The organism is Nocardioides sp. NPDC051685 (genome assembly GCF_044453405.1).
Lineage (GTDB): Bacteria > Actinomycetota > Actinomycetes > Propionibacteriales > Nocardioidaceae > Nocardioides.
Window position 1 is genome coordinate 292113 of record NZ_JBITCR010000003.1, and the last position, 26946, is coordinate 319058.

Annotated in this window: 26 protein-coding genes; 12 read left to right on the plus strand and 14 right to left on the minus strand. The window is 68.1% G+C overall.

What is annotated here, in order from left to right:
• Positions 1-55 precede the first annotated feature (55 nt).
• The gene (modA, locus tag ACIA03_RS11435; RefSeq protein ID WP_396982357.1) at positions 56-811 is read right to left on the minus strand and encodes a molybdate ABC transporter substrate-binding protein; all 756 of its coding nucleotides are present in this window, start codon (positions 809-811) and stop codon (positions 56-58) included.
• Positions 808-1197, minus strand: coding sequence for a helix-turn-helix transcriptional regulator (locus tag ACIA03_RS11440; protein WP_350830385.1), 390 nt, complete (start codon positions 1195-1197; stop codon positions 808-810). Before ACIA03_RS11440 ends, modA begins: the two co-directional genes overlap by 4 nt.
• Positions 1198-1327: 130 nt before the next feature.
• Here ACIA03_RS11440 and ACIA03_RS11445 point away from each other — a divergent pair, with 130 nt between their 5' ends.
• On the plus strand, positions 1328-1948 hold the full coding sequence (locus ACIA03_RS11445; RefSeq protein WP_396982360.1) for a DUF4245 family protein: 621 nt from the start codon (positions 1328-1330) through the stop codon (positions 1946-1948).
• A gap of 135 nt (positions 1949-2083) precedes the next feature.
• On the opposite strand, the gene ACIA03_RS11450 is transcribed toward ACIA03_RS11445, so the two are convergent.
• On the minus strand, positions 2084-2284 hold the full coding sequence (locus tag ACIA03_RS11450) for an exodeoxyribonuclease VII small subunit (RefSeq protein ID WP_396982362.1): 201 nt from the start codon (positions 2282-2284) through the stop codon (positions 2084-2086).
• Positions 2277-3524 carry an exodeoxyribonuclease VII large subunit gene (xseA, locus tag ACIA03_RS11455; protein WP_396982364.1) on the minus strand — a complete coding sequence of 416 codons (1248 nt, stop codon included), beginning with the start codon at positions 3522-3524 and terminating at the stop codon, positions 2277-2279. The genes ACIA03_RS11450 and xseA overlap by 8 nt, the downstream gene beginning before the upstream one ends.
• A 238-nt stretch (positions 3525-3762) precedes the next feature.
• Between xseA and ACIA03_RS11460 the strand changes: the two genes are divergently transcribed.
• Together ACIA03_RS11460 and ACIA03_RS11465 are read left to right on the plus strand one after the other, a co-directional pair.
• Positions 3763-4761 carry a 4-hydroxy-3-methylbut-2-enyl diphosphate reductase gene (locus tag ACIA03_RS11460; protein ID WP_396982367.1) on the plus strand — a complete coding sequence of 333 codons (999 nt, stop codon included), beginning with the start codon at positions 3763-3765 and terminating at the stop codon, positions 4759-4761.
• Positions 4762-4794: 33 nt separating this feature from the next.
• A complete protein-coding gene (locus ACIA03_RS11465) occupies positions 4795-5424 on the plus strand; it encodes an L-threonylcarbamoyladenylate synthase (protein WP_396982369.1) in 630 nt (209 codons plus the stop codon).
• 18 nt (positions 5425-5442) lie between these two features.
• Here the strand turns inward: ACIA03_RS11465 and ACIA03_RS11470 are convergent, their stop codons facing one another.
• Both ACIA03_RS11470 and ACIA03_RS11475 read right to left on the minus strand, forming a co-directional pair.
• Positions 5443-5886 carry a DUF6542 domain-containing protein gene (locus tag ACIA03_RS11470; protein WP_396982371.1) on the minus strand — a complete coding sequence of 148 codons (444 nt, stop codon included), beginning with the start codon at positions 5884-5886 and terminating at the stop codon, positions 5443-5445.
• Positions 5887-6048: 162 nt separating this feature from the next.
• The gene (locus ACIA03_RS11475; RefSeq protein ID WP_396982373.1) at positions 6049-7140 is read right to left on the minus strand and encodes a DNA recombination protein RmuC; all 1092 of its coding nucleotides are present in this window, start codon (positions 7138-7140) and stop codon (positions 6049-6051) included.
• Positions 7141-7200: 60 nt separating this feature from the next.
• Here ACIA03_RS11475 and ACIA03_RS11480 point away from each other — a divergent pair, with 60 nt between their 5' ends.
• Positions 7201-7527, plus strand: a complete 327-nt coding sequence (locus ACIA03_RS11480; RefSeq protein ID WP_396982375.1) for a TfoX/Sxy family protein — start codon at positions 7201-7203, stop codon at positions 7525-7527.
• Positions 7528-7537: 10 nt separating this feature from the next.
• Here ACIA03_RS11480 and ACIA03_RS11485 read toward each other — a convergent pair whose 3' ends face one another.
• On the minus strand, positions 7538-8320 hold the full coding sequence (locus ACIA03_RS11485; RefSeq protein WP_396982377.1) for an exodeoxyribonuclease III: 783 nt from the start codon (positions 8318-8320) through the stop codon (positions 7538-7540).
• 45 nt (positions 8321-8365) lie between these two features.
• Between ACIA03_RS11485 and ACIA03_RS11490 the strand changes: the two genes are divergently transcribed.
• From ACIA03_RS11490 to ACIA03_RS11500, 3 genes are read left to right on the plus strand one after another with little or no spacing between them, the layout of a single operon-like run.
• A complete protein-coding gene (locus ACIA03_RS11490) occupies positions 8366-9172 on the plus strand; it encodes an ABC transporter ATP-binding protein (protein ID WP_396982379.1) in 807 nt (268 codons plus the stop codon).
• Entirely contained in the window at positions 9169-9927 is a 759-nt protein-coding gene (locus ACIA03_RS11495) for an ABC transporter permease (protein ID WP_396982381.1), read from the plus strand. Before ACIA03_RS11490 ends, ACIA03_RS11495 begins: the two co-directional genes overlap by 4 nt.
• Before the next feature lie 21 nt (positions 9928-9948).
• Entirely contained in the window at positions 9949-11037 is a 1089-nt protein-coding gene (locus ACIA03_RS11500; RefSeq protein ID WP_396982383.1) for an ABC transporter substrate-binding protein, read from the plus strand.
• A gap of 131 nt (positions 11038-11168) precedes the next feature.
• On the opposite strand, the gene ACIA03_RS11505 is transcribed toward ACIA03_RS11500, so the two are convergent.
• Entirely contained in the window at positions 11169-13028 is a 1860-nt protein-coding gene (locus ACIA03_RS11505) for a glycoside hydrolase family 3 protein (RefSeq protein WP_396982385.1), read from the minus strand.
• Positions 13029-13190: 162 nt separating this feature from the next.
• On the opposite strand from ACIA03_RS11505, the gene ACIA03_RS11510 reads away from it, so the two are divergent.
• Positions 13191-14243 (plus strand): WD40/YVTN/BNR-like repeat-containing protein, encoded by a 1053-nt coding sequence (locus ACIA03_RS11510; RefSeq protein WP_396982387.1) that lies wholly within the window; start codon positions 13191-13193, stop codon positions 14241-14243.
• Positions 14244-14246: 3 nt separating this feature from the next.
• Here ACIA03_RS11510 and ACIA03_RS11515 read toward each other — a convergent pair whose 3' ends face one another.
• The 3 genes from ACIA03_RS11515 to ACIA03_RS11525 are packed head-to-tail and all read right to left on the minus strand — an operon-like array spanning position 14247 to position 16795.
• Positions 14247-14654 carry a VOC family protein gene (locus ACIA03_RS11515; RefSeq protein WP_396982390.1) on the minus strand — a complete coding sequence of 136 codons (408 nt, stop codon included), beginning with the start codon at positions 14652-14654 and terminating at the stop codon, positions 14247-14249.
• A 39-nt stretch (positions 14655-14693) separates the two neighbouring features.
• On the minus strand, positions 14694-16280 hold the full coding sequence (locus ACIA03_RS11520) for a PH domain-containing protein (protein ID WP_396982392.1): 1587 nt from the start codon (positions 16278-16280) through the stop codon (positions 14694-14696).
• A complete protein-coding gene (locus tag ACIA03_RS11525) occupies positions 16277-16795 on the minus strand; it encodes a PH domain-containing protein (protein ID WP_396982394.1) in 519 nt (172 codons plus the stop codon). Before ACIA03_RS11525 ends, ACIA03_RS11520 begins: the two co-directional genes overlap by 4 nt.
• A gap of 131 nt (positions 16796-16926) precedes the next feature.
• On the opposite strand from ACIA03_RS11525, the gene ACIA03_RS11530 reads away from it, so the two are divergent.
• A complete protein-coding gene (locus ACIA03_RS11530; RefSeq protein WP_396982396.1) occupies positions 16927-17286 on the plus strand; it encodes a PadR family transcriptional regulator in 360 nt (119 codons plus the stop codon).
• Positions 17283-18644, plus strand: coding sequence for a permease prefix domain 1-containing protein (locus tag ACIA03_RS11535; protein WP_396982398.1), 1362 nt, complete (start codon positions 17283-17285; stop codon positions 18642-18644). The genes ACIA03_RS11530 and ACIA03_RS11535 overlap by 4 nt, the downstream gene beginning before the upstream one ends.
• Positions 18645-18656: 12 nt before the next feature.
• Here the strand turns inward: ACIA03_RS11535 and ACIA03_RS11540 are convergent, their stop codons facing one another.
• A complete protein-coding gene (locus ACIA03_RS11540; protein WP_396982400.1) occupies positions 18657-19985 on the minus strand; it encodes a GH1 family beta-glucosidase in 1329 nt (442 codons plus the stop codon).
• Between the two features lie 79 nt (positions 19986-20064).
• Here ACIA03_RS11540 and ychF point away from each other — a divergent pair, with 79 nt between their 5' ends.
• The gene (ychF, locus tag ACIA03_RS11545) at positions 20065-21138 is read left to right on the plus strand and encodes a redox-regulated ATPase YchF (protein ID WP_396982402.1); all 1074 of its coding nucleotides are present in this window, start codon (positions 20065-20067) and stop codon (positions 21136-21138) included.
• A gap of 190 nt (positions 21139-21328) precedes the next feature.
• Here ychF and ACIA03_RS11550 read toward each other — a convergent pair whose 3' ends face one another.
• A complete protein-coding gene (locus ACIA03_RS11550) occupies positions 21329-22750 on the minus strand; it encodes a ricin-type beta-trefoil lectin domain protein (RefSeq protein ID WP_396982404.1) in 1422 nt (473 codons plus the stop codon).
• A 747-nt stretch (positions 22751-23497) separates the two neighbouring features.
• Between ACIA03_RS11550 and ACIA03_RS11555 the strand changes: the two genes are divergently transcribed.
• The gene (locus ACIA03_RS11555; RefSeq protein WP_396982406.1) at positions 23498-24286 is read left to right on the plus strand and encodes a TIR domain-containing protein; all 789 of its coding nucleotides are present in this window, start codon (positions 23498-23500) and stop codon (positions 24284-24286) included.
• A gap of 375 nt (positions 24287-24661) precedes the next feature.
• Here the strand turns inward: ACIA03_RS11555 and ACIA03_RS11560 are convergent, their stop codons facing one another.
• Positions 24662-26554, minus strand: coding sequence for a hypothetical protein (locus tag ACIA03_RS11560; RefSeq protein WP_396982409.1), 1893 nt, complete (start codon positions 26552-26554; stop codon positions 24662-24664).
• Positions 26555-26946: the final 392 nt, after the last annotated feature.

The following is a 26946-nucleotide window of genomic DNA, read 5'->3' on the forward strand; positions in this document are numbered from 1 at the left end:
GACGGACGGACCGGCCCCCCGCTGCCGGTCCGTCCGTCGGGCGGTCCCGAGAAGATCAGGGCTGGCCGAAGCCGGCATCGCTCAGCACCTTCTGCCCTGCCTCGCTCCGCACCAGGTCGACGAACTCCTGGGCGAGGTCGGCGTCGTCGGCGCCGTCGAGGGCGCTGATCGGGTAGGTGTTCACGACCTCGTCGGACTCCGCGAACTCGACGCCGGTCACGGTGTCTCCGGCGGCGGTCACGTCGGTGACGTACACGAGCCCGGCGTCGGCGTCACCGGAGGTGACCTTGGCGAGCACGTCGCTGACCGACTGCTCCTCGCTGACCGGCTTGATGTCGACGCCGGTCTTGTCCTCCATCTGGGCGGTCGCGCTGCCGCAGGGGACCTCGGCCGCGCAGACGACGACCTTCGTGCCGGCCTTGGCCAGATCCTGGAAGCCAGCGATCTCGGCCGGGTTGCCCGGAGGCGTGGCGATCTCGAGCGTGTTGGAGGCGAAGTCCTGCGGGTCGGTGGCCAGGTCACCGAGCTTGTCCATGTTCTTGGTGTCGGCCGAGGCGAAGACGTCCGCCGGGGCGCCGTCCTCGATCTGGGCGACCAGGTCCGAGGAGCCGCCGAAGCTGGTGGTCACCTTCACGCCGGGATGGTCCTTCTCGAACTCCTCGGCCAGCTCGGTGAACGTATCGGTCAGCGAGGCCGCCGCGAAGACGGTCAGCTCCTGCTTCTCGGACCCCTCGCTCGAGCTTCCGCATCCGGCGAGTGCGAGCAGGGTGGTCACGGCGACGACGGCGGCGATTCTGGGCTTCGTGATCATGGGCGCTCCACTACGACGTTGGTCGACTTGATCGATGCCACGGCGCTGACGCCGGGCTCGAGCCCGAGCTCGATGGCGGCCTCGGCGCTCATCAGCGAGACGATCCGGTAAGGGCCACAGACCATCTCCACCTGGGCCATCACGGTGTCCAAGGTGGTCTTGGTGACGATCCCGAGCATCCGGTTGCGGGCACTGACCGCCTTCGTCCGGTCCGGGTTGGGTGCGTCGGCCAGCTCCGAGGCCAGCGTGGCCAGGACGATGCCGTCGATGACCGCACGACCGTTCTCGGTGCTCGCCTCGATCCGTCCCGCGTCGACCCAGCGGCGCACGGTGTCGTCGCTGACGCCGAGGAGATCGGCGGCTTCGGCGATACGGTATGACGTCACCGGAGGAGTATCGCATCTGCGGAGTGATTGTGCGACAAATGTCCTCATCTGCGGAACACGTGGTCTCGGTGGTCGAGCTTGTCGAGACCACGATTCGAGGGAACATCGGCCGAGTGGGACCATGGAGGACGTGAGCGACACCGATCAGCAGCCCGCCCAGCCGTCGAACCAGTCGACGAGCGAGCAGCCGGAGACGCCGGCGCGCAGCTACCCGCGTACGTTCGGCGCTCTCATCGGGTCGATGATCTTCCTGCTCGTCCTGGTCGTCCCGATCGTGCTGATCGTGCAGTGGCGCGGCAACCTCGAGCGCGAGGTCAGCGGTGCCAACGAGACCTACAAGGCCGACTGGGCCGAGGCCGTACGCAGTGCCCAGGTCGCCGATCTCGACGTCGTCTACCCGCGCGAGCTGCCCGCGGGCTGGTACGCCAACACCGACCCGTCCTACAAGGGCGGCGAGGAGCCGTCGTGGACCATGTCGTTCGTCAAGGGCGAGACCTCCTACGTCGGCCTGGAGTTCTCGACCCGCTCCGCGCAGGCGCTGGCCCAGAAGAACGTCGACTCCCAGGCCAAGAAGGGCGACGAGGTCAGCATCCCGACCGATGTCGCCACCACCTGGACCGAGTGGTCCGACTCCGACGGCGACACCGGCTACTCCACCAACGTCGACGGCCAGACCCTCATGCTCTGGGGCCCCAAGGACGGCGACGTCCGCGACTACCTCGCGCTCCTCACCACCCAGCCCCTGAAGTAGCGAGAAGTCACCCCCGTCGGCCGAGAAGTCACCCCCGTCGGCCGAGAGGTCACGTACGTCGGTCGAGTTGGCAGCGTCGTGACGACTCGGCCAGCGGGAGTGACGCTTCGGCCGACCGGGGTGACGCCTCGGCGATCAGTCGTCGGCGATCGCGGCGTCGATCTTCTTCCGGGCGCCGTCGAGCCACTCCTGGCACAGCGTGGCCAGCTTCTCGCCGCGCTCCCACAGGGCCAGGGACTCCTCGAGGGTGATACCGCCGGCCTCGAGCTTGCGGACGACCTCGACCAGCTCCTCGCGGGCCTGCTCGTAGGACAGGTTCTTGTCGTCATCAGTCATCGGCTACGTCCTTGGTGGGCTCAGTCTTCTCGGTCGAGGTGATGGTGGCGGCCAGGCGGCCGTCGGCGAGGCGGATGCTGACGGCCGCGCCCTCGGCGGCGTCGGCGACGCTGGTGAGTACGTGTCCGTCGGCATCCTGGGCGACGGCGTACCCCCGCCTCAGCGTCTCCAGAGGTGAGAGTGCGCGGGCGCGGGCACGGTGGTGGCCGATGTCGTCGGCGGCCCGGTCGAGAGCGTGCCCGACAGTGCGGCGGGCACGGTCGCGCAGCGAGGTGACCTCCTCGCGCCGGGCGTCGATCAGCGAGCGCGGGTCGGCCAGCACCGGACGCGAGCGCAGGGCGTCGAGGAGCGTCTGCTCGCGGTGGATCAGCGCGGCGATCCCGCCGCGGAGGCGGTCGCGACCGGTCGCGACGATCCGCTGCTCCTCGACCACGTCGGGCACGACGAGCTTGGCGGCATCGGTCGGCGTCGAGGCACGTACGTCAGCGGCCAGGTCCAGCAGCGGCGAGTCGGGCTCGTGGCCGATCGCCGAAACGATCGGGGTGCGGGCCGCGTGCACCGCGCGGATCAGGTGCTCGTCGGAGAAGGGCAGCAGGTCCTCGACGGAGCCGCCGCCGCGGGCGACGACGATGACGTCGACCTCGGGATCACGGTCGAGCCGCTGCAGCTTCTCGACGACGTCGGCGGCGCTGCGCGACCCCTGCATCGCGGCGTACGCCACCTCGAACCGCACCTGCGGCCACCGTCGCCGCGCGTTCTCGAGCACGTCGCGCTCGGCCGCGGAGTTGGCCGCGGTGACCAGCCCGACCTTGGCCGGCAGGAAGGGGAGCGGGCGCTTGAGCTCGGCCGCGAAGAGCCCCTCGGCGGCGAGGAGCTGGCGGCGCTGCTCGAGCCGGGCGAGCAGCTCGCCGAGCCCGACCGGACGGATGTCGCGGGCCTGCAGCGACAGGGTGCCGCGGTTGGCGTAGTAGGACGGCTTCGCGTGGATGATCACCGACGCGCCCTCGACCAACGGCGGGTTGAGGCTGTCTAGCAGGAACCGCGTGCATGTCACCGGCACCGAGATGTCGGCCACCGAGTCGCGCAGGGTGAGGAAGACGGTCTGCATCCCGGGCCGCCGGCTCAGCTGCGCCACCTGCCCCTCCACCCAGACCGCACCGAGCCGGTCGATCCAGTTGCCGATCGCGTTCGCGATCTGCCGCACCGGAGCGGGCGACTCGGGTGAGGTCTCGAGGGCCATGCCGCAACCCTAATGCCCGCCGAGTCGGCGCGTCTGTCCCGTGTGAGCGCGTCGAGTCGGCGCGTCTGTTTCGGGTCGGCGTGTCGAGTCGGCGCGTCTGTCCCGCGCTACGGGCAGACCTGGGACATTGGCGCCGAGTCGGCGTCACCAGGCGGGACTGACGCGCCGGCTCGGCATGGACATGTGAGACAGACGCGCCGAGTCGGCGTGCTCGGGTGGGGTCTCTAGACTGTTGCCCATGAGCATCGACCTCGGCACCCCACGCCTGATCTCCGACGACGAGAAGGCTGTCCTCCTCGCGGAGCCGCGCGGTTACTGCGCCGGGGTGGACCGGGCCGTGATCACGGTGGAGCAGGCGCTGGACCTCTACGGCGCGCCGGTCTACGTGCGCAAGGAGATCGTGCACAACAAGCACGTCGTCGACGACCTCCGCAACCGCGGCGCGGTCTTCGTCAACGAGCTCGACGAGGTGCCCTCGGGCGCGACCGTCGTCTTCTCCGCCCACGGTGTCTCCCCGGCGGTCCACGCCGATGCCGCCGTGCGCGAGCTGAAGACCATCGACGCGACCTGCCCGCTGGTCACCAAGGTCCACCTGGAGGCCAAGCGGTTCGCGCGCGAGGGCTACAGCATCCTGCTGATCGGCCACGCCGGTCACGAGGAGGTCGAGGGCACCATGGGCGAGGCGCCGGAGGCGACCACGCTCGTCGAGGGCCCCGGTGACGTACCGAACATCGAGGTGCCCGACCCCTCCAAGGTCGTCTGGCTCTCCCAGACCACCCTCTCGGTCGACGAGACCATGGAGACGGTCGCCGCGCTCCGGGAGAAGTTCCCCGAGCTGCTCGACCCGCCCAGCGACGACATCTGCTACGCCACCCAGAACCGTCAGCAGGCGGTCAAGGAGATCGGCGCGGCCAGCGACCTCGTCATCGTCGTCGGCTCCGGCAACTCCTCCAACTCGGTCCGCCTGGTCGAGGTCGCGCTCGAGGCCGGCGCCAAGGCCGCCTACCGGGTCGACGACGCCGGCGAGATCGACGAGTCCTGGCTCGATGGCGTACGCAGCGTCTCGGTCACCTCTGGGGCCAGCGTCCCCGAGAAGCTGGTCGAGGGGGTCGTCGAGTTCCTCAAGGACCGAGGCTTCCCGGACGCGCTGGCGCACAAGAGCGCCGAGGAGTCGCTGATCTTCGCGCTCCCCAAGGAGCTGCGAAAAGACCTCAAGGCAGCCTCCGCGAGGGGTTGATCCCCGCCCGCCCGTGGGCGTTAGGGTCGAGGGGTGGCCCGATTTCTCGACGTACACCCTGACAACCCGCAGCCCCGTCTGATCAGCCAGGTCGTCGATGCCCTGCGCGACGACCAGCTGATCGCGTACCCGACCGACTCCGGCTACGCGCTCGGCTCACGGATCGGCAACAAGGACGGTCGCGACCGGATCCTGCGGATCCGCGGACTCGACGACCGCCACCACTTCACGCTGATCTGCAAGGACTTCGCCCAGCTCGGCACGATGGTCCACGTCGACAACAGCGCCTTCCGGGCGATCAAGCACGCGACCCCGGGGCCCTACACGTTCATCCTCCCGGCGACCCCCGAGGTGCCGCGACGCCTGATGCACCCGAAGAAGAAGACCGTGGGCGTACGCATCCCCGACCACGCGGTCGTGCAGGCGCTGCTCGAGGAGCTCGGTGAGCCGCTGCTGTCCTCCACGCTGATCCTGCCGGGGGAGACCGAGCCGGAGGTCTTCGGCTGGAACGTCAAGGAGGCGCTCGACCACCAGGTCGACATCGTCATCGAGGCCGGTGAGACGCCCGCCGAGCCGACCACGGTGATCGACTGGTCCGACGGCCAGCCCGAGATCATCCGTGAGGGTGCCGGCGACGTGTCCGGCTTCCTCGCCCTGGACTGACGGCTCAGGCCTGATCGCTCAGGAGGCGAGCGCGCTCTCGTGCTCGACCTCGTCGCTCTCCTCGGTGCGCTGTCTCAGGACCCGTCGGCGCATCGCCAGGCTGCCCAGGCAGCCGGCGTAGCCGATGAAGAGGCTGATCGCATGATGGCCCAGGCCGCTGAACACGGCTTGGACGAATCCGTCGTCGGGATCGGCGATCGACCCGGGCTGGGTCGCGGCCAGCAGGATGAAGATGCCGAGCATGATCAGCGGTGGCAGCACGCCGACCACGAAGAAGTCGCTGGGGCGGACGATGAGCGCGAGCGTCAGCGCGATCGCCACGAAGGTGAGATCGAAGAGCAGGCCGATCTTGTCGTCGATGAGCAGGTCGACGAAGGTCACGGTCAGCGAGGTGGCGGATCCGAGCGCGACAACATGGCGGCCGGACTCGCGTCCTTCCTCCCAGATGGTGCGCTGACTCATGCCCTCGCCTCCCCGCTTCGCGGGGTGACTCCTTCGCTCGGTGCGAGCGGACGAGCAAGCTCGCCGCTCGACCTCGCTCCGGTCGTTGCCGAGGCGCAGGCGCCTTCATGCGGACGCGACGGCATGACGCCTATGGTCGCTCGCTGGCGCTCGCTCATGGGGTCACGATCTCTCGTATGCAGCCTGTGTATCAGAACCCACGGTAGGGCCCGGCGCACCGTCATTCTCGGCGGCGCGCCGATCATCTTCCCGCACGCTGCTGAGCCGCTCCACGGCGCGGATCTCGACGGGACGCGGCGTCTCGAGTTCATCGTCGGTTACCGATAATTCATTGAAACGACGCGCGGCCACCAGGACCCGGTTGTCGAGGGATCCGATCGCCTGGTTGTAGCGTGTCACCGCCGTGTTGAGCGAGCGTCCGATCCCGTCCAGATGGCTGGACATCGTGGAGAGACGTTGGTGCAGATCTCGGCCGAGGCGGTGGATCTCTCTGGCCTGCTCGGCGAGCGCCTCGTGGGACCAGCCGTGCGCGACCGTGCGCAGCAGCGCGATCAGCGTGGTCGGCGAGGCCAGCACGACACGGCGCTCCGCGGCGTACTCGATCAGGCCGGGCTCGGTCTCCAGCGCCGCCGAGAGGAACGACTCCGCGGGCACGAAGAGCACGACGAACTCGGGCGACTCATCCAGGAAGCGCCAGTAGGCCTTCGAGGCGAGCTGGTCCACATGCGTACGCAGCTGGGCGGTGTGTCGACGCAGGTGAGCGCGGTAGTCGTCCTCGTTGTCCGCGGCCGCGGCGTCGAGATAGGCGTCGAGGGGGACCTTGGAGTCGACGACCAGCTCCTTGTTGCCGGACAGGTGCACCACCAGGTCGGGGCGCAGCCGCCCGTCCTCGAGGTGGACCTGCTCGGAGAAGTCGCACTTGTCCACCAGGCCGGCCAGCTCCACCGCGCGGCGCAGGTGCATCTCTCCCCAACGGCCCCTGACCTGGGGCTTGCGCAGCGCCGTCGAGAGCGACCTGGTCTCGGTCTGCAGCCGCCCGACCTCGGTCTCGAACTGTCCCTGCCAGCGCGCCCGCTCGCGGTCGAGGTGCTGCATCTGGTCACTGAGCCGGTCGAGCCCCTGCATCACCTCGGCCTGGTCCACCATCCCGGCCGCGACCGTCTCCACGCTCCGCGCCCGCGCCCAGAGAACGCCGAGGAGCGCACCCAGGGCGAGACCGATCGCCAGCCCGAGCACAAGGATCCAGATCTCCATGTCAACGATCCTTCCAGGGACCACCGACAGTTTTGCGGCAGAACGTGGTTGCATGAGGACATGGCTTACGACGCCGAGCTCGCCGAACGTGTCCGGGACCTGATGCCTGCCGAGGCCACCGAGGTGAAGATGTTCGGTGGGCTGGCGTTCATGGTGAACGGCAACATGGCCTGCGCGGTGGGTGCCGACGACCTGCTCGTACGCACCGGCAAGTCGGCCTACGAGGCCGCCATCGCGGCGGGCGCCGAGCCGATGGTCATGGGCGCCCGGACGATGTCCGGCTACGTCAACGTCGCCGCCGAGCTGCTGCAGGGCGACGCGCTCGCCGACTGGGTCAGGCGCGGCGTCGTCACCGCCGAGTCACTCCCGCCGAAGCCGCCGAAGTAGCCGCCGTGCCTCAGTCGGCCAGGTCGACGATCACCGGAGCGTGGTCGGAGGGGGAGCCGGTGCCGATGGCGGGATTGCGCTCGTCGAGGTCGACGAAGGCACCGGTGACCCGCTCGGCGAAGGTAGGAGAGCCAAGGACGAAGTCGATGCGCAGCCCGCGGTTGCGCTCGAAGCGCTGCCGGTAGTAGTCGAAGTAGGTGTAGGCCTCGGGGCCGGGCACGAAGGGGCGTACGACGTCCTTGAAGTCCTTCTCGATGGCGAAGAAGGCGTCGCGCTCGGCGGGGGTGAGATGGGTCTTGCCGACGAACTGCTTGGGGTCGAAGCAGTCCTCGTCGAAGGGGCAGACGTTCCAGTCGCCGACCATGGCGGAGGGGCCGTCGTGCCATGCCTGCGCGGCCTTCTGCAGCGCGGCGAGCCACTCCAGCTTGTAGGCGTAGTGGGGGTCGTCGGGCTTGCGGCCGTTGGGGACGTAGACCGAGGTGACGCGTACGCCACCGCAGGTCGCCGTGAGCGCCCGCGCTTCCGCGACGTCCTTGAACGACGGCATCCCCTCGAACCCGACCTGGATGTCGGACATCCCGACCCGGGAGAGCAGCGCGACGCCGTTCCACTGGTCGTAGCCCACCGACGCGACCTCGTAGCCGCGGGCCTCCAGCCCCATCGTCGGGATCTGGTCGGGCTTGGCCTTGGTCTCCTGCAGGGCGAGCACGTCGATCGAGTGCCGTTCGACGAAGGCCTCGACGCGGTCGATGCGGGAGCGGATGGAGTTGATGTTCCAGGTGGCGATACGCACGCCCGTCAGACTATCCAGAAGGCGTCGTGGACTACGGTTTGAGGCGTGGGCAGCGCGACGATCGAGATGCACGAGGTGCGTCGTCTCTACGAGCAGGCCGACCTCTCCGAGCTGATCGCCCTCGACGACATCGAGCTGACCATCGAGCCCGGAACGTTCGTGAGCATCATCGGGCCCTCGGGATGCGGCAAGTCGACCCTGTTGCGGCTGATCAGTGGGCAGGAGAAGCCGGACGCGGGCACGATCACCGTGTGCGGCCTGACCCCGAGGGAGGCCGCGGAGGCGAAGGCCTTCGGGTTCGTGCCGCAGTCACCGGCGCTGCTGCCCTGGCTGAGCGTGCTCGGCAACGTGACGTTGCCCCACAAGGTCAACCGCCGCGGGGCCGACCGCCGTAGCGACCGCGGCCGCCCCGACCTCGAGGCGATGCTGCGCGAGGTCGGGCTGGGGGAGTCGCTCCACAAGCTCCCCGCAGAGCTGTCCGGCGGCATGAAGCAGAGGACCGCGATCGTACGCGCCTTCGGGCTGCGCCCCGACGTACTCCTTCTCGACGAGCCCTTCGGTGCGCTCGACGAGTTCACCCGCGAGGCTCTTCAGGAGCAGCTGCTGGAGCTGTGGGAGCAGACCCGCGCGACCGTCGTCTTCGTCACCCACTCGATCTCCGAGGCGGTCAGGCTCTCGGACAGGGTCGTGGTGATGGCCCCGCGACCGGGCCGGATCACCGACGTCATCGACATCGACCTGCCCCGCCCGCGGCACCAGGAGATCATCACCTCGCCGGAGTTCCACGCCTACGAGCTCACGCTGCGCGAGCGGCTCAAGGACGCCTTCAGCGGCAGCGAGTTCCTGCGGTGAACCGGCGGATGCTCCGGCCGGCGTACTGGCTTCCGTTCATCCTCCTTCTCGTCGTGCTCGCGCTCGGATGGCAGCTGGGAGCGCGCCGCGTGCCTTATCTGTTCGCGCCGCTGGGCGACGTCGCGGGCGTGCTGACCGACGACCCCGGCTACTTCCTGACGAACACCCTGGTCACGCTGCGCGAGGCGCTGGTGGGGCTCGGGGTCGGTTTCGTCGCCGCCTTCGCGCTCGCCGTCGTGGTGAGCGAGGTCGGGGTGGTGCGGCGCGCGGTGATGCCGGTGGCCGTGGTGCTCTCGGTGACGCCGCTGGTGGCGATCGCGCCGCTGCTCGTGGTCGCGCTCGGGTTCGGGATGGGCCCGAAGGTGGTGCTGACCGCGCTGGTCTGCTTCTTCCCGATCCTGATCAACGTGGCGACCGGGCTCCGCGCGGTGCCGGCGCCGGTGCTTCAGGTCTACCGCACGGTGGCCGCGAGCCGGCTGGAGGTGCTGCGGCACCTGCGGGTCCCGGCCTCGCTGCCCTACGTCTTCGCGTCCCTGCGGATCGTCTTCCCGCTGTCGATGATCGGTGCCGTCGTCGCGGAGCTCTCCGCCGCGGGCTCGGCCGACGGGCTCGGCAGCGTGATACAGGTGGCCAGCTCGCAGAACAGACTGGCTACGGTGTGGGCAGCGATCTTCGTCCTCGCGGCGCTCGGATCGCTGCTGTTCTGGGTCGTGACCCTCGCCGAGCGGCGAGTGCTCCACTGGCACCAGTCCTGACCTGACTCGAAGGAGCCCTTGATGTCTCGCGTACGTCCGATCGCCGCTGCCCTCACGTCGGCGGTCGTCCTGCTGGGTGCCCTGACCGCCTGCGGGTCCTCGCAGGACTCCGCCGGTGAAGAGGGCAGCGCGGTCTCCGCCGACCGCTGCGAGCAGAACCGAGATGCCGGGAAGATCACCTACATGTCGGGCTACTACTGGCAGGCGTCGGCCTCGATCATGGAGGCCATCGCCGCGGATCGGCTGGGCTACTTCGACGATCTCTGCCTCGACGTCGAGCTCCAGCCGGGCTCGGGCGACGTCTCCCAGAACGCCAAGCTGATCGCCGCCGGAAAGGTCCAGGTCGGACCGCTCTCCGAGCAGGACATCATGACCTCCAACGCGAGCGGCCTGAAGGTGCTCGGGGTCTCCTCCTACTCCAACGCCGGCCTCGACGTGCTGATGACCGGCACCTCGATCACGGATCTCAAGCAGCTCGAGGGCAAGACGCTCGGCCACAAGGGCTGGGTGCCGGTCGGCGTCCAGGCGATGCTCGCCGAGGCCGGGGTCGACATGGCCGAGGTGAAGCAGGTCAAGGTCGGCTACGACCCCGGCATCCTGCCCCGCGGCCAGGTCGACGCGCTGGTCGGCTTCGTCTCCAACGAGCCCAACCAGCTGAAGGACGCCGGCGAGAAGGTCACCGTCTGGGAGCCGACCGACTTCGACGTGCCCGGCTCCCTCGGCGCCTACTCCGTCAACCCCGCCTGGGCCAAGAAGCACCCCACCGCGGTCCAGGACTTCCTGCGCGCCGTCTTCAAGGCCTACGCCTACTGCGCCGCCGACGAGCACGTCGAGGAGTGCATCGGCTACCAGCACGACCTGGCCGGCGCCGAGTCCGACGAGAAGCACGAGACGGCCATCTGGCGCACCGAGGTGAAGGTCGCCGCCGACAACCCGCTCCCGGGCAGGTTCGGCTCGGTCGACCCCGACAACGTCGCCGCGCTGGCCGAGGTCGTGACGGCGTACGCAGGGCAGAAGGTCACCCCCGAGCAGGCCGCTACCTGGTTCGACCCGTCCTTCGCCGAGGCCGTGGTGGACGACGACAACAAGGTGATCTGGCCGGCTCCCTAACCGCCGAGACGTCAGTTCTTGACCGCGAGAGGTCAGAAATTGGCGTCGAGAGGTCGGGTTCTGGCGAGTGGGCCATCGTTCGCCGTCAGAAACTGACGCTTCGCCGTCAGAAACTGACGCTTCGGGGCGGGTCAGTAGGACAGCCCGTGCCCGAGCGGGAAGAGACCCGGGATCTCCACCGGGAGCCTGCCGCTCGGGTTCACCTCGCCGTAGAGCACCCGCACCAGCGACTCGAGCTGGTGGGAGGTGTAGCCGTAGGTGTCGAGGACCGTGGCGGCCTCCGGGAAGGACGTGACGTCGTAGGGGTTGCGCATCGCCGTCACGATCACCGGCGTATCGGTGGCGAGCAGCGCCTTGACCAGCTTGGTCTGGGCGACGGCCGCCGGGGTCGGCTGGCCCGTCGCCGGGTTGATCTGCCAGGCGTTGTTGGTCGGCAGCACGACCAGGTCCTTGCCCTGGGCGGCCTCGACGGCGGCGTTGATCTGCGCGTCGGTCGGCGTGGTGCCCGACTGCAGCACCTGGGTCGTCGCTCCGCGCTTCTGCAACCCGGCCGCGATTCCGGCGGTCGTGTCGACACCCCAGCCCGCGACCAGGACGTTCTTCGCCCCGGGAGCCAGCGGAAGCAGGCCGTCGTCGTTCTTCACCAGCGTCGTGGTGCGGTCTGAGATCGCCTGGGCGTCGGCCTTGTGCACGGGGTTGCTGAAGACGGCCGATGCGGCGGTCGGGTCGACGTAGGGGCTCTCGAAGATGTCGTTGTCGAGCTTGTGCTTCAGGATCCGGTAGACCGACGCGTCGAGCCGCTGGCGCGAGATCCGGCCGTCCTTGACGGCCCCGAGGACCGCGGCGTACGCCGTGTCCATCTGCGGCGGGATGAGCAGCTGGTCCGCGCCGGCGAGGAAGGCCTCGACCGGGGCGACGTCGGGCGGGTACGTCGCGCTCGCGCCCTGCATGTCGAGAGCGTCGGTCACGATCAGGCCGTCGAAGCCGAGCTCCTCGCGGAGCAGGCCGGTGAGGATCGGCTCCGACATGGTGGCCGGCTCACCGCTCGGGTCGATCGCGGGCACGGTGACGTGGGCGGTCATGATCGCGTCGATCCCGGCGTCGATCGCGGCCTCGAACGGCGGCAGGTCGATCGACTCGAGCTCCTCGCGGCTGTGAGTAACCTCGGGCAGGCCGTAGTGGCTGTCGGTGCCGGTGTCACCGTGTCCCGGGAAGTGCTTGGCGATCGAGGAGAGGCCGCCCGCGTCGAAGCCGCCGACCTCGGCGGCGACGATGTCCGAGACCGCGGCGGGGTCGGCGCCGGCGCTGCGGATGCCGATGACCGGGTTGTTGGGGTTGAGGTTGACGTCGGCGACGGGCGCGTAGTCCTGGGTGACCCCGACCGCGGCCAGCTCGGTGGCGATCACCTCGGCGGACCGGGCCGCGTCCGCGGTCGAGCCGTCGGCACCCAGCGCCATCTGGCCCGGCATCTGGGTCGCGCCGCTGGCCGGGCCGAAGCGGGCCACCAGGGCGCCACCCTCCTGGTCCACGGCGATGTTGAGCGGGATCTTGGGCCGTTGCTGCAGCGCGGCGCTCTGGAGACCGTTGGAGAGCGTCGCCACCTGGGTGGGGTCACCGATGTTGTCGGGACCGCGGGTGGTGAAGTAGATGACCCCACCGGGCTGGTATTTCGCGATCGCCTGCGCCGGGGTGTCCACGCCGTAGAGCTTCTGGTTGCCGGCCTTCGCGGTGTCGCTGACGTTGTTGGCGTCGCGCCCGTAGACCTCGATCACGAAGAGCTGGCCGACCTTCTGCTGGAGCGACATGTGCCGCATCAGCGAGACGATCTGGCGGTGCTGGGCGGAGGCCATGTCTGCGTCGGACTGGGCGGTCGCCGTGGGCCGGTCCGGCGCGGCGGCGTGGGTTGCTGCGTACGGCATCGCAACCGCCACCGCGGCGGCAAGTCCCGCAGCCGCCAGCCGTCCACCTCTGGTCAGTGTCGTTCTGCTCATGACAACCTACCCATCTGCGCCGCCGCTGTGCGGCACGGCGATTCACTTTAGGCGCTACCAGCGGGTCACGGAAGAAAATTGCCGACTCCGCGCCGATGGCAGCCGGACGATTTTCGCTGGATCGGTGGACAGAACGCCCGGGCAGGGCCAAGGTGAACCCTCGTGCGCATCGTTGTCGGAGCCGCAGCGGCGGCCACTCTCGCTCTCACCACCCTCACTCTCGCGCCGGCGGCGCAGGCCGTGCCGTCAGGGGGTGCGTACGACTGGACGCCGGTGAACGTCGACACGACGCAGGGGTTCCGGGCGCTGGATGCCGTCGACGCGGAGACCGCGTGGGTCGGCGGGGACGGCGGGGGAGTGTTCCGTACGACGGATGGTGGTGAGACCTGGGACGAGGTCTCGCCGCCGGGATCCGAGGGGCTGCTCTTCCGCGACGTCGAGGCGCGGTCGGCGAGCGAGGCGGTGGTGCTCTCCATCGGCGAGGGCGAGGCGAGCCGGATCTACAAGACCGTCGACGGTGGTGCGACCTGGACCGAGACGTTCCGCTCCACGGAGCCGACGGCGTTCTACAACTGCGTCGACTTCTGGCCCGGCGGCAAGCGGGGCATCGCGATGAGCGACCCGGTCGACAGCGAGTGGCGGATCATCACCACATCCGACGGCGGCGACACCTGGCAGATCGCGGACACGCGTGGCCTGGAGGCGCCGGGCGAGTACGGCTACTCGGCCAGCGGGACCTGCCTGGTCACCGCCGGCGCCCACGACGCCTGGATCGGCGGTGGCGGCGCCGCGGCGAAGATCTACGCCACCCACGACGGCGGCCGCTCCTGGTCCGCCGCCGACTCCACGATCGCGACCGGCGAGGCCGCCGGGGTCTTCGGGCTCGGCTTCCGCAACCCTCGCCAGGGGATCGCGGTCGGCGGCGACTTCGGTCTCGAGGACGACGGCGCCGACCGCGCGGCCTACTCCACCGACGGTGGCCGCACCTGGACCAACTCCACCTCTGACCTGGGCGGATACCGCGAGGCGGTGGCCTGGGTCGGCGGTCGCACCGCGATCGCCGTCGGTCCCAACGGCAGCGACGTCAGCCACGACAACGGCCGCTCCTGGGAGCCGTTCGGCGCCGCCCAGACCCGCTTCCACACCGTCGACTGCACCGACGGCACCTGCTGGGCCGCCGGTGCGGGTGGACGGGTCGGGGTGCTCAGCCGCTGACGGTCAGATCGTGAGCCCGATGGTCATCGGGCCGCGTGCGGCCATCTCGTGCTCGCCGCGCTCGACGCAGAACTCGTTGCCCTCCGGATCGCGGAGCGCGACGAAACCGGAGCCGTCCTCCTTGCGGTGGTCGCCGTAGACGGTGGCGCCGAGGGACAGCGCGCGCTCGACCAGCTCGTCGCGGGTGGTGTCCTCGGGCTTGATGTCGATGTGCATCCGGTTCTTGGCCGACTTCGCCTCCGGCACCGGGATGAACAGGAACGACGTCTCGGTCGACGGGAAGCTGGGCGCGACGATGACCTCGGGGTCCTCGTCGTAGAAGAGGTGCCAGCCGGTGAGCGCGGACCAGAACTCGCCCAGCTTGCGGGCGTCGGTGCAGTCGAAGGTGAGGTGGTGGATCTGGATCGTCATGGGCGGATCATCCACCGAAGCCGGTCGGAAGTGGAACGGTTATTCGAGGAACCCCGAGACCGTACGCGGCGTGGCCGCTGCCGCGAGCGCGACGGCCGTCTCGAGCGGCACATCCGGGATGGCGACGTACTCCTGGCCGGCGGCGGTCATCGCGGTGACCTGGGCCAGACCGATGCGGCGGTCGAAGAAGGTCTGCTTGACCCGCCAGCCGATGACGCCGTCGGTCTGCAGCGCGGTGCGCACGGCGGTGTAGGAGCCGGAGCGGACCACCAGGTAGCGGTCGGTGAGGGTGTGGCCGAGGTGGCGGTGGCGGAGCTCGGCGCCGACCAGCCCGAGGCCGAGGGCGATCACCATCACGGTGACCGGGAGCCACCAGATCCAGGTGTCGCCGAAGACGCCGATCAGCACGGTCGGGACGAGCGCGACCAGCGTCCAGATCACGGTTGCCACGGCCGCGCGGAACCAGTAGCGCCGGCGCGGCCTCGGGCCGTGGCCGGTGAGCTCCGCCGTGAACGCGTCCTCGCCGAGGATGTTGGTCCCGACGGCAGACACCACAGACTCCGGCGCGGTCGGCAGGACCGCGGGGGAGTTGTCGTCGAGGCCGGTCGTGAGCAGGTTGAGGTCGGCGCCGCCGGCCAGGCCGATCAGCGGGCCGACGGCGGAGGTGGCGCCGCGTACCTTCGCCTCTTCCACGGTCGTCGCGCGGGTGCTCGTCAGGCCGAAGCTACGCCGCAGCGTGGTGCCTTCGCGGCCCTGCTCGCGCACGACCTGAAGGTCCCACCAGCGCACCGCGTAGCCCACGCACGAGCCGACCGCCCACACGATCGCCGCGGCGACCAGGGCGATCGGGATGGCGAGGACCAGCATGTGCAGCAACGAGTCGATCGGTCGTCCGTTGATCTCGCCGTCCTCGACCCGGATCCCGATCATCCGCTCCCACGGGATGACGTCGGAGAAGGCGCCGAAGAACGCGGCCAGACCGCCGAGCGCGATCGCGAGGTTCTTGAGGTTGAGCGGGGCGTACTTGATCCAGGACCAGTCGAGCTTGGCGACGACCTCACCGGCTGCCGGCGCCTCCTCGACCGAGCTCGCGTCGGCCGCGACCTCCGCGGGGCCGGCGGACGTGGCGGACGTGGCGGGTGTCGAGGGCGCCGCGTGGAGCAGCTCGCGCCGCAGCCGCGCGGCCGCCTCCTTGGTCAGCGAGTCGAGCGTGATCTGACCCTCGTCGACACCGGTGCCGACGTTGACCTTGGTGACCCCGAGGGCACGATGGATGAGGGTCGAGCTGAGGTCGACGCTGCGCACCCGGTCGAGGCGGGCGGTCAGGGCGGTGCGGTTGAGCAGCCCCTTGCGTACCTCCAGATGGGTCGGCGTCACCCGATAGGTCGTGGTCAGCCACGGGACCAGACCGGCCAGGGCGGCGACCGCGGCGATGCCGAGCGCCACGAGCAGACCGATGAGGACGTTCGCCTGACCGGCGCCGAACGCGCCGACCGCGGCCGGGATGATCGCCTGGCGCAGTGTCGAGAGCGGGCTGACGATCGCGGTCCAGCCGGCCAGCCGCTGCCACTCCGCGTCCGGGATCTCGGGGACCTCGGGGGTCTCGGGGACCTCGGGTGTGCTCACGTCGCGTCCTCGGGCGTCGCGGCGGTGATCGCGACCAGCTTGGCGACCACCTCGAGCGCGAGCGCGTCGTCGAGGCAGGCGATCTGGACGATGCCGGCCGAGGAGGCGGTGGAGACCTTGACCGTACGCAGCCCGAACTGCCGCATCAGCGGCCCCTGCGTCGAGTCGACCGTCTGCACCCGGGAGAGCGGCACGATCTCGTCGACGACGGTGAGCCAGCCGTGGCGTACGTGGACGGCGATGTCGGTCACCTCCCACCGGTGGATCCGGAACCGGATCGAGGGCACGAAGGTCAGCCCCGGCACCGGCGCCAGGACGAAGACCACCGCGGCCAGCCAGAGGATCCAGGTCCAGAAACCGCCCGGCACCAGGACCGCGGCCGCCACCGCACCCACCGCGAGGGCAAGCCAGATCACGGCGCCGATCGCCTCGGCCGTACGCCAGTAGGCCGGTGCCCGCTCGGAGACCTGATGGGCGGGTTCGCGCAGTCGCTGAGGTGCCTCGGGGTGGCTCACGGTTGGCGAGCCTATTGGGTGGTCGGTCTTGACCGTCGGATATGTGCAGATTCGGTGCAGACGCCGCTGACGCACCCCTAGAACAGCTAGGGTTGATGCCTAGAAGAACTAGGTATGGGAGGCGGGTGCGCATGCGCATCGACAAGGATCTGGTCGCCGCCTCGGCGACCCCGCTCGTGCTCGGCATCCTGGCCGAGGGCGAGTCGTACGGCTATGCCATCGGCAAACGGGTCGCGGAGCTCTCCGGGGGCCGGATGGAGTGGACCGACGGGATGCTCTACCCGTTGCTGCACCGCCTGGAGCGACTCGGCCACGTCGAGGCGAGCTGGGGTCGGTCGGAGACCGGCCGCCGGCGCAAGCACTACGCGATCACCGACCTCGGCCGTCAGGCGCTCGCCGAGCGGCAGCGGCAGTGGCAGGTGGTCGCCGACACCCTGGACAACGTGTGGCGCAGCTTCGGCACGCCTCCGGTCGCGGAGGGACTCGCATGAGCGTGGACCTGGAGGCACAGATCGACCAGTGGCGCGGTTTCGTGGCCGGCCGGCCGGCCATCGCCGCCGACGACATCGTGGAGATGGAGGACCATCTCCGCAACCAGATCGCCGATCTCGTCGCGGGCGGCCTGGCCGAGGACGAGGCGTTCCTGGTCGCGGTCAAGCGGATGGGCAACCTCGACGACGTCTCGCGCGAGTTCGCCCGTGAGCACTCCGAGCGGCTGTGGCGCCAGCTGGTGCTGATCCCGGAACCTGGCGCCGGTGTCGTCGGATCACGCTGGCGCGACCTGGGCCTGGTCATCGGCGTGGCGCTGCTGGCGGGCGTCGCGCTCAAGATCCTGATCGAGTCCTTGGACGAGTTCGCGCTCGTCCGCAACGTCGCGTTCGTGCTGGTCCCGTCGGTGGCGGGCTGGCTGGCGTACAAGCGCCGGGTCTCCTGGAAGGTCGCCGCGGTGCTCACGGCGGTGGCGGCGGCGCTGGTGCTCGTGGTCAACCTCTACCCGTTCGACATGTTGCCCGGCCCGGGCGAGGATCCGGGCATGACCGCCGTGCTCGTGGTCATCCACACACCGGTGGTGCTGTGGCTGCTCACCGCGGTGGCGTACGCCGGTGGCGACTGGCGCTCCCACGGCCGCCGGATGGACTTCGTCAGGTTCACCGGTGAGCTGGCGATGTATCTCGCCCTCATCGCGGCGGGTGCCGGGGTGCTGATCGGGCTCAGCGTCGGGGTGTGGAACCTGGCCGGCTTCGACCTCGAGCCCTACCTGGAGGACTGGATCCTGCCCTTCGGCTTCCCCGGCGCGATCATGGTCGCCGCCTGGCTGGTCGAGGTGAAGATGAACGTGGTCGAGAACATCGCCCCGGTGCTCACCAAGGTGTTCACCCCGCTCGCCCTGGTGATGCTGGTCGCGATGTTCGCGGTGATGGTGCTCGGCGACTCCTTCGACGCGGTGGACCGCAACCTGCTGATCCTGATGGACGCGGTGCTGATCCTGGTCGTGGCGCTGCTGCTCTACTCCATCTCCGCCCACAACCCGATGGAGCCGGCCGGCGTCTTCGACTGGCTCCAGCTCGGGCTGGTCATGGCTGCGCTCGCGGTCGACGCGATCGCCCTGACCGCGATGCTGACCCGGATCGCGGAGTTCGGCTGGACCGCCAACAAGACCGCGGCCCTCGGCCTCAACCTGATCCTGCTGGCACACCTCGCGCGGACCGGTTGGCTCACCCTGGGTTTCGTACGCCGCACCGGCACGTTCCACGACGTGGAGCGCTGGCAGACCCGCTACCTGCCGGTCTACGGCCTGTGGGCGGCGGTCGTGGTCGTGGCCTTCCCGCTCATCTTCTCGTTCGACTGATTCGCCGGTCGGTCATCGCCGCGCCTGGTGTGCGGCGATGACCGAGGCGTACCAGTCGAACGACTTTCGCGGGGTGCGGACCAGCGTGTCGTAGTCGACGTGCACCAGCCCGAACCGCTGGGTGTAGCCCTCGGCCCACTCGAAGTTGTCCATCAGCGACCAGCAGTAGTAGCCGGTGACGTCGATGCCGTCGGCGACGGCGCGCTCGACCTGGCGCAGGTGCAGGTCGAGGTAGGCGATCCGGTCGGCGTCGCCGTCGCCGGGGGAGGTGTTGTAGGAGGCGCCGTTCTCGGTGATCACGAACGGCGGGTGCTCCGGGTAGCGCCGGTGCAGCGAGGTCAGCAGCTCGTGGAGCCCGTCGGGGACGACCGGCCAGCCGAAGTCGGTGGTCGGGTAGCCGGTGATCGGCGGCTGCTCGATCGGGTTCGCGGCGCCCTCGGGAGCGGCGGCCGCCGCGGTCGGGTTGTAGTAGTTGAGCCCGTAGAAGTCGAGCGGCGCGCTGATCACCTCCAGGTCGCCGTCCTGGACCGGGAACAGCGCGGCAAGGTCCTCGGGGTAGTGGCCGAGCAGCACCGGGTCCGCGAAGGAGTGGTTCCACAGCGTGTCCAGCAGCCCGGCGGTCGCGACGTCCGCCTCCGAGTCGGTCGCGGGCCAGACGGGCATGTGGTTGGTCGCGGTGCCGATGCTGGTGGCGCCCGCGGCGCGCAGCGCCTGGACCGCCAGCCCGTGCCCGAGCAGCAGATGGTGACCGGCCGGCAGCGCGTCGAAGACCAGCGCCTCGCCAGGGGCATGCATGCCCAGCGCGTGGCCGAAGACGGTCACCACGTTCGGCTCGTTCACCGGGCACCAGTGGGCGACGCGGTCGGCGAGCCGATCGCCCATCACCGCGGCGTACTCCCCGAACCGCTGCGCCGTCTTCCGGCTCAGCCAGCCACCGTGGGCGTCCTGCAGCACCTGCGGGGTGTCCCAGTGGAAGAGCGTCGCCATCGGGGCGATGCCACGCTCGAGCAGCCCGTCGACGAGCCGGTCGTAGAAGTCGAGGCCGCATTGGTTGATCTCGCCCGAGCCGGTCGGCAGGACGCGGGACCAGGAGATCGAGAAGCGGTACGCATCCAGCCCGAGCCGTGCCATCAGCGCCAGGTCCTCGTCGAGCCGGTGATAGTGGTCGCAGGCCACCTCGCCGCTGCTGCCGTCGATGATCCTGCCGGGCTCGGCGCAGAAGGTGTCCCACACCGAGGGGCCCCGGCCGTCCTCGGTGGCCGCCCCCTCGATCTGGTAGGCGGCGGTGCTCGCGCCGAAGCGGAAGCCGGTCGGGAGGCTGGTGCCGGGAAGCTCGCTCACGCTGCAGAGTTTGCCGCGCGGACCCCGGTCCCGTCCGCGTTTCGGCCGTGGTCGGCGTACGACTCTAGGATTGTCGATCGTGGCACTCACCATCGGCATCGTGGGACTTCCCAACGCGGGCAAGTCGACCCTCTTCAACGCTCTGACCAAGAACGACGTACTCGCGGCGAACTACCCCTTCGCCACCATCGAGCCCAACGTCGGCGTCGTCGGGGTCCCCGACGAGAGGCTGGCCGAGCTGGCGAAGATCTACGGGTCCCAGAAGCTGCTGCCGGCCACGGTGCAGTTCGTCGACATCGCCGGCATCGTGCGCGGCGCCTCGCAGGGTGAGGGACTGGGCAACAAGTTCCTCTCCCACATCCGTGAGTCCGACGCGATCTGCCAGGTCACCCGCGTCTTCCGCGACGACGACGTGACCCACGTCGACGGCAAGGTCGAGCCCGCCAACGACATCTCCACCATCCAGACCGAGCTGATCCTCGCCGACCTGGAGACGGTCGAGAAGGCGATCCCGCGGCTGGAGAAGGAGTCGCGCAAGCAGCCCGACCTGAAGGCCAACCTGGCCGCCGTGGTCGAGGCCAAGGAGGCCCTCGAGGCCGGCACCCCGATCATCGCCACGAAGATCGACCGCGCCCTGATCCGCGACCTGATGCTGCTCACCGCGAAGCCCTACATCTTCGTCTTCAACTGCGACTCCGACGAGCTCGCCGACGAGGCCCTCAAGGACTCGATGCGCGAGCTGGTCGCCCCCGCCGAGGCGATCTTCCTGGACGCGAAGTTCGAGTCCGAGCTCGTCGAGCTCGACGAGGACGAGGCCCGCGAGTTCCTGGCCGATGCCGGCGTGGAGGAGCCCGGCCTGGACATCCTGGCCCGCGTCGGCTTCGACACCCTCGGCCTGCAGACCTACCTCACCGCCGGCCCCAAGGAGGTCCGCGCGTGGGAGATCCCCAAGGGCGCCACCGCCCCCGAGGCCGCCGGTGTCATCCACACCGACTTCCAGAAGGGCTTCATCAAGGCCGAGATCGTCTCCTACGACGACCTCATCTCCGCCGGCTCCGTAGCCAAGGCCCGCGACCTCGGCAAGGTCCGCATGGAGGGCAAGGACTACGTCATGGCCGACGGCGACGTTGTGGAGTTCCGCTTCAACGTCTGAGCAACACCCGGGTTTCGGCTTGGTCACGTGACCTGGCAACCGCACCGCTTGCCTTCTGGTAGGGCCCGATCGCCTTGACTATCTGACCGCCGCTCGCTGGACGCGAGGTCTACCTGAGGAAGCTGGTGGTGGAGCTTCCGTCGTGCCACTTGAGCGTGTACCCGAACTGGGGAGAGAAGCCCAGGCCCCGCTACGCCGAGCGCGTCCAATGCTGGGTCGTGGCCCCCGGGTCACAGCTCGCGAGCGTGAGCCCCCAGGAGTCCGCCGGGGTTGCCAGGCACAGGGCCGGATCGGCGACGCTGCTGATCGTCGTGTCGGCGTTGAGCTCCCACTGCTGGTCGGCCGTGCCCGTGCATTCGGCGATGACGAGCGTGCCACTGGCGGTGAGTGTGCCGCTCGGCGCGACGCACAGGTCGCCGTAGACCGTGAGCTGCCGGTCCGCGGTCCAGTTGAACGACTGGTTGCCGCCCCCGTTGCAGTACCAGAGGCCCAGCGTTGTGCCGGGCGTCGTCGAGAAGCCAGGCACGTCGACGCACACGTTGTGGTGGACGCTGACAAGCGGCTCACCTGGCGGTGCGGGCGGCAGGTCGTTCAGGGCCTCCTTCTTGAGCAGTCCCCAGCCCCACTGGATCTGGGCCAGCCCCGAGGCGTTGGTGACCTCGAGGTCGCCGTCGCCGACGACCTCGGTCAGCGTGTAGGCGTCACCAGTGCGCAGGCCGGGCCAGTAGACGATCCCGATGCCCTGGTCCCTTGCGACCTCGGTCAGCGCGCCGAGGTACGAGGTGAAGACGTCGCCCTCGTGGTTGCCGTAGTTGAGGCCCGTCGTCATCGGCGAGCCGGCCTCGCTGACGACCGTGCGCCAGCCGTACTCGCCGAGGCGCGGGAGCAGGTTGGCCTTCCACTCCTCCTCGGTCGTGTGGTTGGCCCAGAACCCGTAGAAGTGCAGCGAGAGCAGCGTCCCCTTCAGCTCCTCGGCCGCGCCGACACCGGTGACGTTGTCGTTGTAGCCCGTCCCCGAGATGATCACGCGACCGCGGGGCACGTCGTCGTGGTCATCCAGCCACCCGGCGGTCAGGTCCACCCATGAGTCGAGGGTGTAACCGAACGGCTCGTTCATGGGCTCGAAGTACACCTTCGGGTTCTGCCCGTACTCCGCCACGACCGTGTCCCACATCGCGTCGAAGGCGGCGGGGTCGTCAGCCAGGCCGTCCTTGGCGTTGTCCCCCTCCCAGTAGCTGAGGATGACCTTGAACCCGTTGTCCGTGGCCGCGTCGATGGCGCCCTGGTACGAGCCCCACCACTCGGTGCCGACGCTCGAGGGGTTGATCGGCAGCCGCACCGTGTTGGCGCGCACCTCGTGCCGGAACTCGAGGAGGATGTCGGACGACTTGTCGTACGTCGTGCGGTAGTCGTCCTCTGTGCTCAGACCGGAGGGCACCACCTCGTCGTCCGCGTAGTTGTCGCGCGGGTCCGCCCAGTTGACCCCGCGGAACTCGCTGGTGCCGGCCGGCCCGGTCGACGGGACGGCAACAGCTGGGCCGGGGACCACCGCCATCGCCGCCGCGAGGAGGCCGACGGCCACCAGGGCGCCAGTCCGGATTGCTCGTGTCATGGGGGACTCCGATCTGGGGGCGCGTCGTTGCGCCGCCGTCCGTGACATCGAGGCGGCCAGTGCCGGCCCGACGCCGATGTTTGCGCAAACATTCGCAGGTCGATCCACGGTCCGCAAGAGCGCTTCGCCCCGAGACCCGGCCAGAGAGGCCAAGCCGGCCGCCAGCGCCGTGGCGTGCTGGGTGGCAGCGGCGACACGACGAGAGCAGGCCGCGATCGACGGGCGGAACCCTACGGTGCTCGCCGAGCTCGACGCTTCCTTCGCGGTAATCGGAGATGCTCAGTTGACGGCTCTCGGCCCGGGCCATGACGAACTTCGGGTTGACCTCACCTCAGAGGTTGATCGGCTACGGAACTCGGTGGAGTTCCGCTTCAACGTCTGAGACGTTCGTGCTGTCCGATCTGAGCGTCGCTTGCGATCAGGACGGGGTCGCATGCGTGGAGTTCGTGCGTCGGAAGGTCCGAGAGGGTGCCTCAGCTGATCTGTGAAACCTTTCGAGCCGGAAAGATGTGGGTCGCAGGCGCGCTCTACGGCAGATACGTGCAAAGGCCCAGTGCCGTGATCGCAAGGTCGTCACGCACGCGCGATCTCGACTTGAGCGCACCAGAATCGAGATCGGGCTAACTGGCGGCCTCTTCGCGGAGCGAGCTGATAGTTGGACCCTGCGACGAACCAACCCGAGAACGCTACGAGCTCGTGCTTCTCGAAATCGCTGATATGCACGGCCCGAGTGGCTAGCCTGAAGTCGTGGATCTCGCTCGAAAAATTGAAGTGCTCGACGTGCAAGTCACCGAGGCTAACAACGGCAACCCCGCCGACTTCGAGCGATGGCGCACCGCGACGGAAGTCGCACTGCGGACAGTCATGGGTGCCGATTCACCGTTGCTCGCCCAATTCGAGAAGGTGAACTATTCGCCCTCCGTCTGGTACTCGGGCATGGACACAAGCGGCTATCGGCCTGCCGGGGTCAAGAACGTCATAGCCATCTTGGAAGCCGCGAAGAGAGAGCTCGCTCTTCGGGCGGAGCTCGAGGAAGTCGTCGAGACCGAGGAAACCCCCGAGGAGAAGGCGACCGCCGAAGAGCGCGGTCGCGTGTTTATCGTGCATGGCCACGACGATGCCCATAAGCACGAGCTGGCCCGCGTGCTTCAGGACCTGACCAGCACGACGCCGATCATCCTGCATGAGCAGCCGAGCGGTGGCCGGACCATTCTAGAGAAGCTGGAGGCATTCGCTGCCTCAGCCGGCTTCGCAGTTGCGCTCCTCACCGCCGATGACCTCGGTCGCGCGAAGGGTGCCGAGTCGGAATCTGCCCGCGCACGGCAGAACGTCGTCTTCGAGGCCGGATACTTCGCAGGGCGTCTTGGGCGAGAGCGTGTAGTCATGCTTCACGAGACAGGTGTCGAACTCCCGAGCGACCTCAGCGGCGTCGTCTACGTCGGCCTCGACGCCGCCGGTGCGTGGAAAATGAAGCTCGCCCATGAGATGTCCAATGCGGGCATGACGGTGGACTGGGGCGGTCTCGCGGGGCAGTAGGGACAAAGGTCGGGCACCAGCACGTGGCGAACGGAATCAGCAGAAGCACTGATTGCGTCTCAGTTCAGTTCGCGGTCCATGCGGGTCCATGCGGGTCCATGCGACGCAGGCACGAGGTTGCGTGTCCTCGTGCGGCTTTGGCGTGGTGTCCCAACCCTACTCATCGGCAGGTGCAAGCGGCGGGATTGCGCCGAGTGACGGAGGTAGCGGTCCAGCAAGACTTCGATGGACGCTGGAGACGAGCTGGCAGCCCGACGGTCACTTCGGCACGGCTGCCCGCGAAGTTGCGGCTGTGTGGTGTCGCTTGCGAGGGTGCGCCATGCCGGCGATCGCAGCGTGCTTGCGTCTTGATGCCATCAAGACGTACAAGCTGCATCACCATGTCGACTCCGGTAGCTTCCAGATCACAGGACGTCTACCGTCCTGGACAGTGACCGATAGGTGAACGAGGAGCCTCGTCCGGAGGCTCCCACGAAGTTGGGCCTCTTCACGCCGTGGTCGCTCTTTCCGGCCAATAATCTCGCTCATCTCCTCCGCTGGAACCTCACTCACTCCGACAATGACCCCAAGGTCGTTGTACGCCCTATCCCCTTCGATCTCAGGCGCGAGAGGAGAAAGCTGAACTGTTGGGCTTCCTGCCGCCGATAGAAGCGCCACATACGGGTTTCGATCATCGAAAACGCGGAACACCGATCCTTTGGTAAATTCTTCCGCGGAAGCGTCGATATTATCTAAACGGCGACCCTTCAATAGTGCGTGGGCCTGAAAACTGTTGGTCACAACTACTGGTCGAGGGAGCTTTTGCTTGTTGATCGCTTGTTCGAGGTTTGCCTCTAACGACTCGAGAGTTGTGTCGGCCGTGATCGTGTCGTCGTCGACGACGACCTCAAGGATGCGATCCTCAATTCCCCTGAAAAGAGCGCCGACCAACTGGTCCGCGAGATCCGCTGCTGAAGCAAAGACCCTCGTTTCGGCGAAATACCAACGGGGAACCAGTCTGTCAATCCCAAAATTGGAACGGGCTGGCACGACTTTCGATGCAGGCTCCGACCTGAGGGAATATACCAGCGATCTACTTCGCTGCTCAACGAGCTTCTGCCGAACGGAGTCAACGAATGTCTCGACACGACTGGGATCGATCTGGCGCCGGGAGTCCTCCTCTTCGAGGATTGCGTCTCCTTGACTGATAACCCTTGTAAGGTGCGTCTTGAGATGCCGGAGGAAGTCGTCGGAGACCGAAATCATCTCTCGCGCGCTCGCAAACGATCCCGTTTCTATCGAGTCGATGACGTCCACAAGTTCACGAGCGGAGGCGACATCGTCACTGCTTGTTGGGTCAAAAGGCTCCTGGAGTAGACGCCTTCCTCCGACAAGAATAAAGGCCAATGAGATGTACGTTCCGATTTCGATGATCCCAGAGCTGATCGGACCACGATCACGCATCTCCCACCAATGGACCCCAAGTTCATCCTCGTGCCGATGAGATGCCCGTAGCATCGGGATCAAGGCTCGAACATCCTCGAAGGAAGTAGCAATTTGGCGGCAAGTTTCTTTATATGCCTCTGTCCTATTTCCGTGGTCGAAACCGTAGAGAATCCAGCCGTAGAGAGCGAGGAGACCTGCGCCGACGATCGAGTTCATTTGAAGTCTCGGAGAGGTCGTCCCATATAGAAAGTATCTAATGGCGACGCGGGCGGCCTCGGGGTCATCTGAATCGATCGCGCTCTTGATCACGTCCAAGAACGTCCGCGTGTAGATAGCCGCGATTCCAAGAGGTACTGCTTCTTCTGCACGGTCGAGATGAAGATCGAAGTTTCCAATCTCGGCAAGTCGAAGGAGGAGTGCGTCCTGACGCGCTGCCACGTCGGCCCCTGGAGCAACCAACTCTTGGCGCCATGCGGACGCGAATAGTGTCAGAATGGATCTGAGTGCGTTCGCCATTCCGCGATCGGCGCACAAGACAGATATTTTGCGGACCCACGACATAGCGTCGATCCAGAGTAGCCGAGAGTCGCTTGCGCTCACGCTGTCAATGACGCCGTGGAGATCGCGGATCACAAGGTCCCACTCTCGACCGAAACCGTCCTCCGGGGTAGCCGAATTAGCGGACAATGTCTGCAGGCGAAGCTGCTCGTCGATGATCGTTTCAATTAGGTGCATGTATACGTCAAGGCCATCTTGAACGACGCCAACTTCCCGCCGCTCGATTGCCATTACGACGTTATCGCGAAGAGCTGCGAGGGAGGATTCGAATGCCGACTTAGTCATCCCTGCCACTCCCAGCGCAATGTCCTGTGAAGTTGACTCTGTAGCTGGTCCCGATCGCCCGTGTAAGATTCTGAAGACTTGAGGATGTAGATTCCCTGACCGGCCGAAATTGCGGCCCCAATTGAGGCCAAGATGCATAGTTTCGGCGAGTTCAAGGTGAGTGGCTCATCCTGAACCTCTGGGGCCGCGGCGGCGGTGAAACTGCTAGAGTCTTCACAAGTTATGTGGCGCACGACGTCATGGAGTAGGTCGACGTCAACGTCCGCCAGGCGCCCAGGTCGACTCGCCGCGACTATCACATCTCCCTCGATCGCCGGGCTTGATGGCCATGACCATGCTCGCGGTACGACGTTATGGAGTCTGGACTCGGCGATTGCGCGTGCACGCGCTTC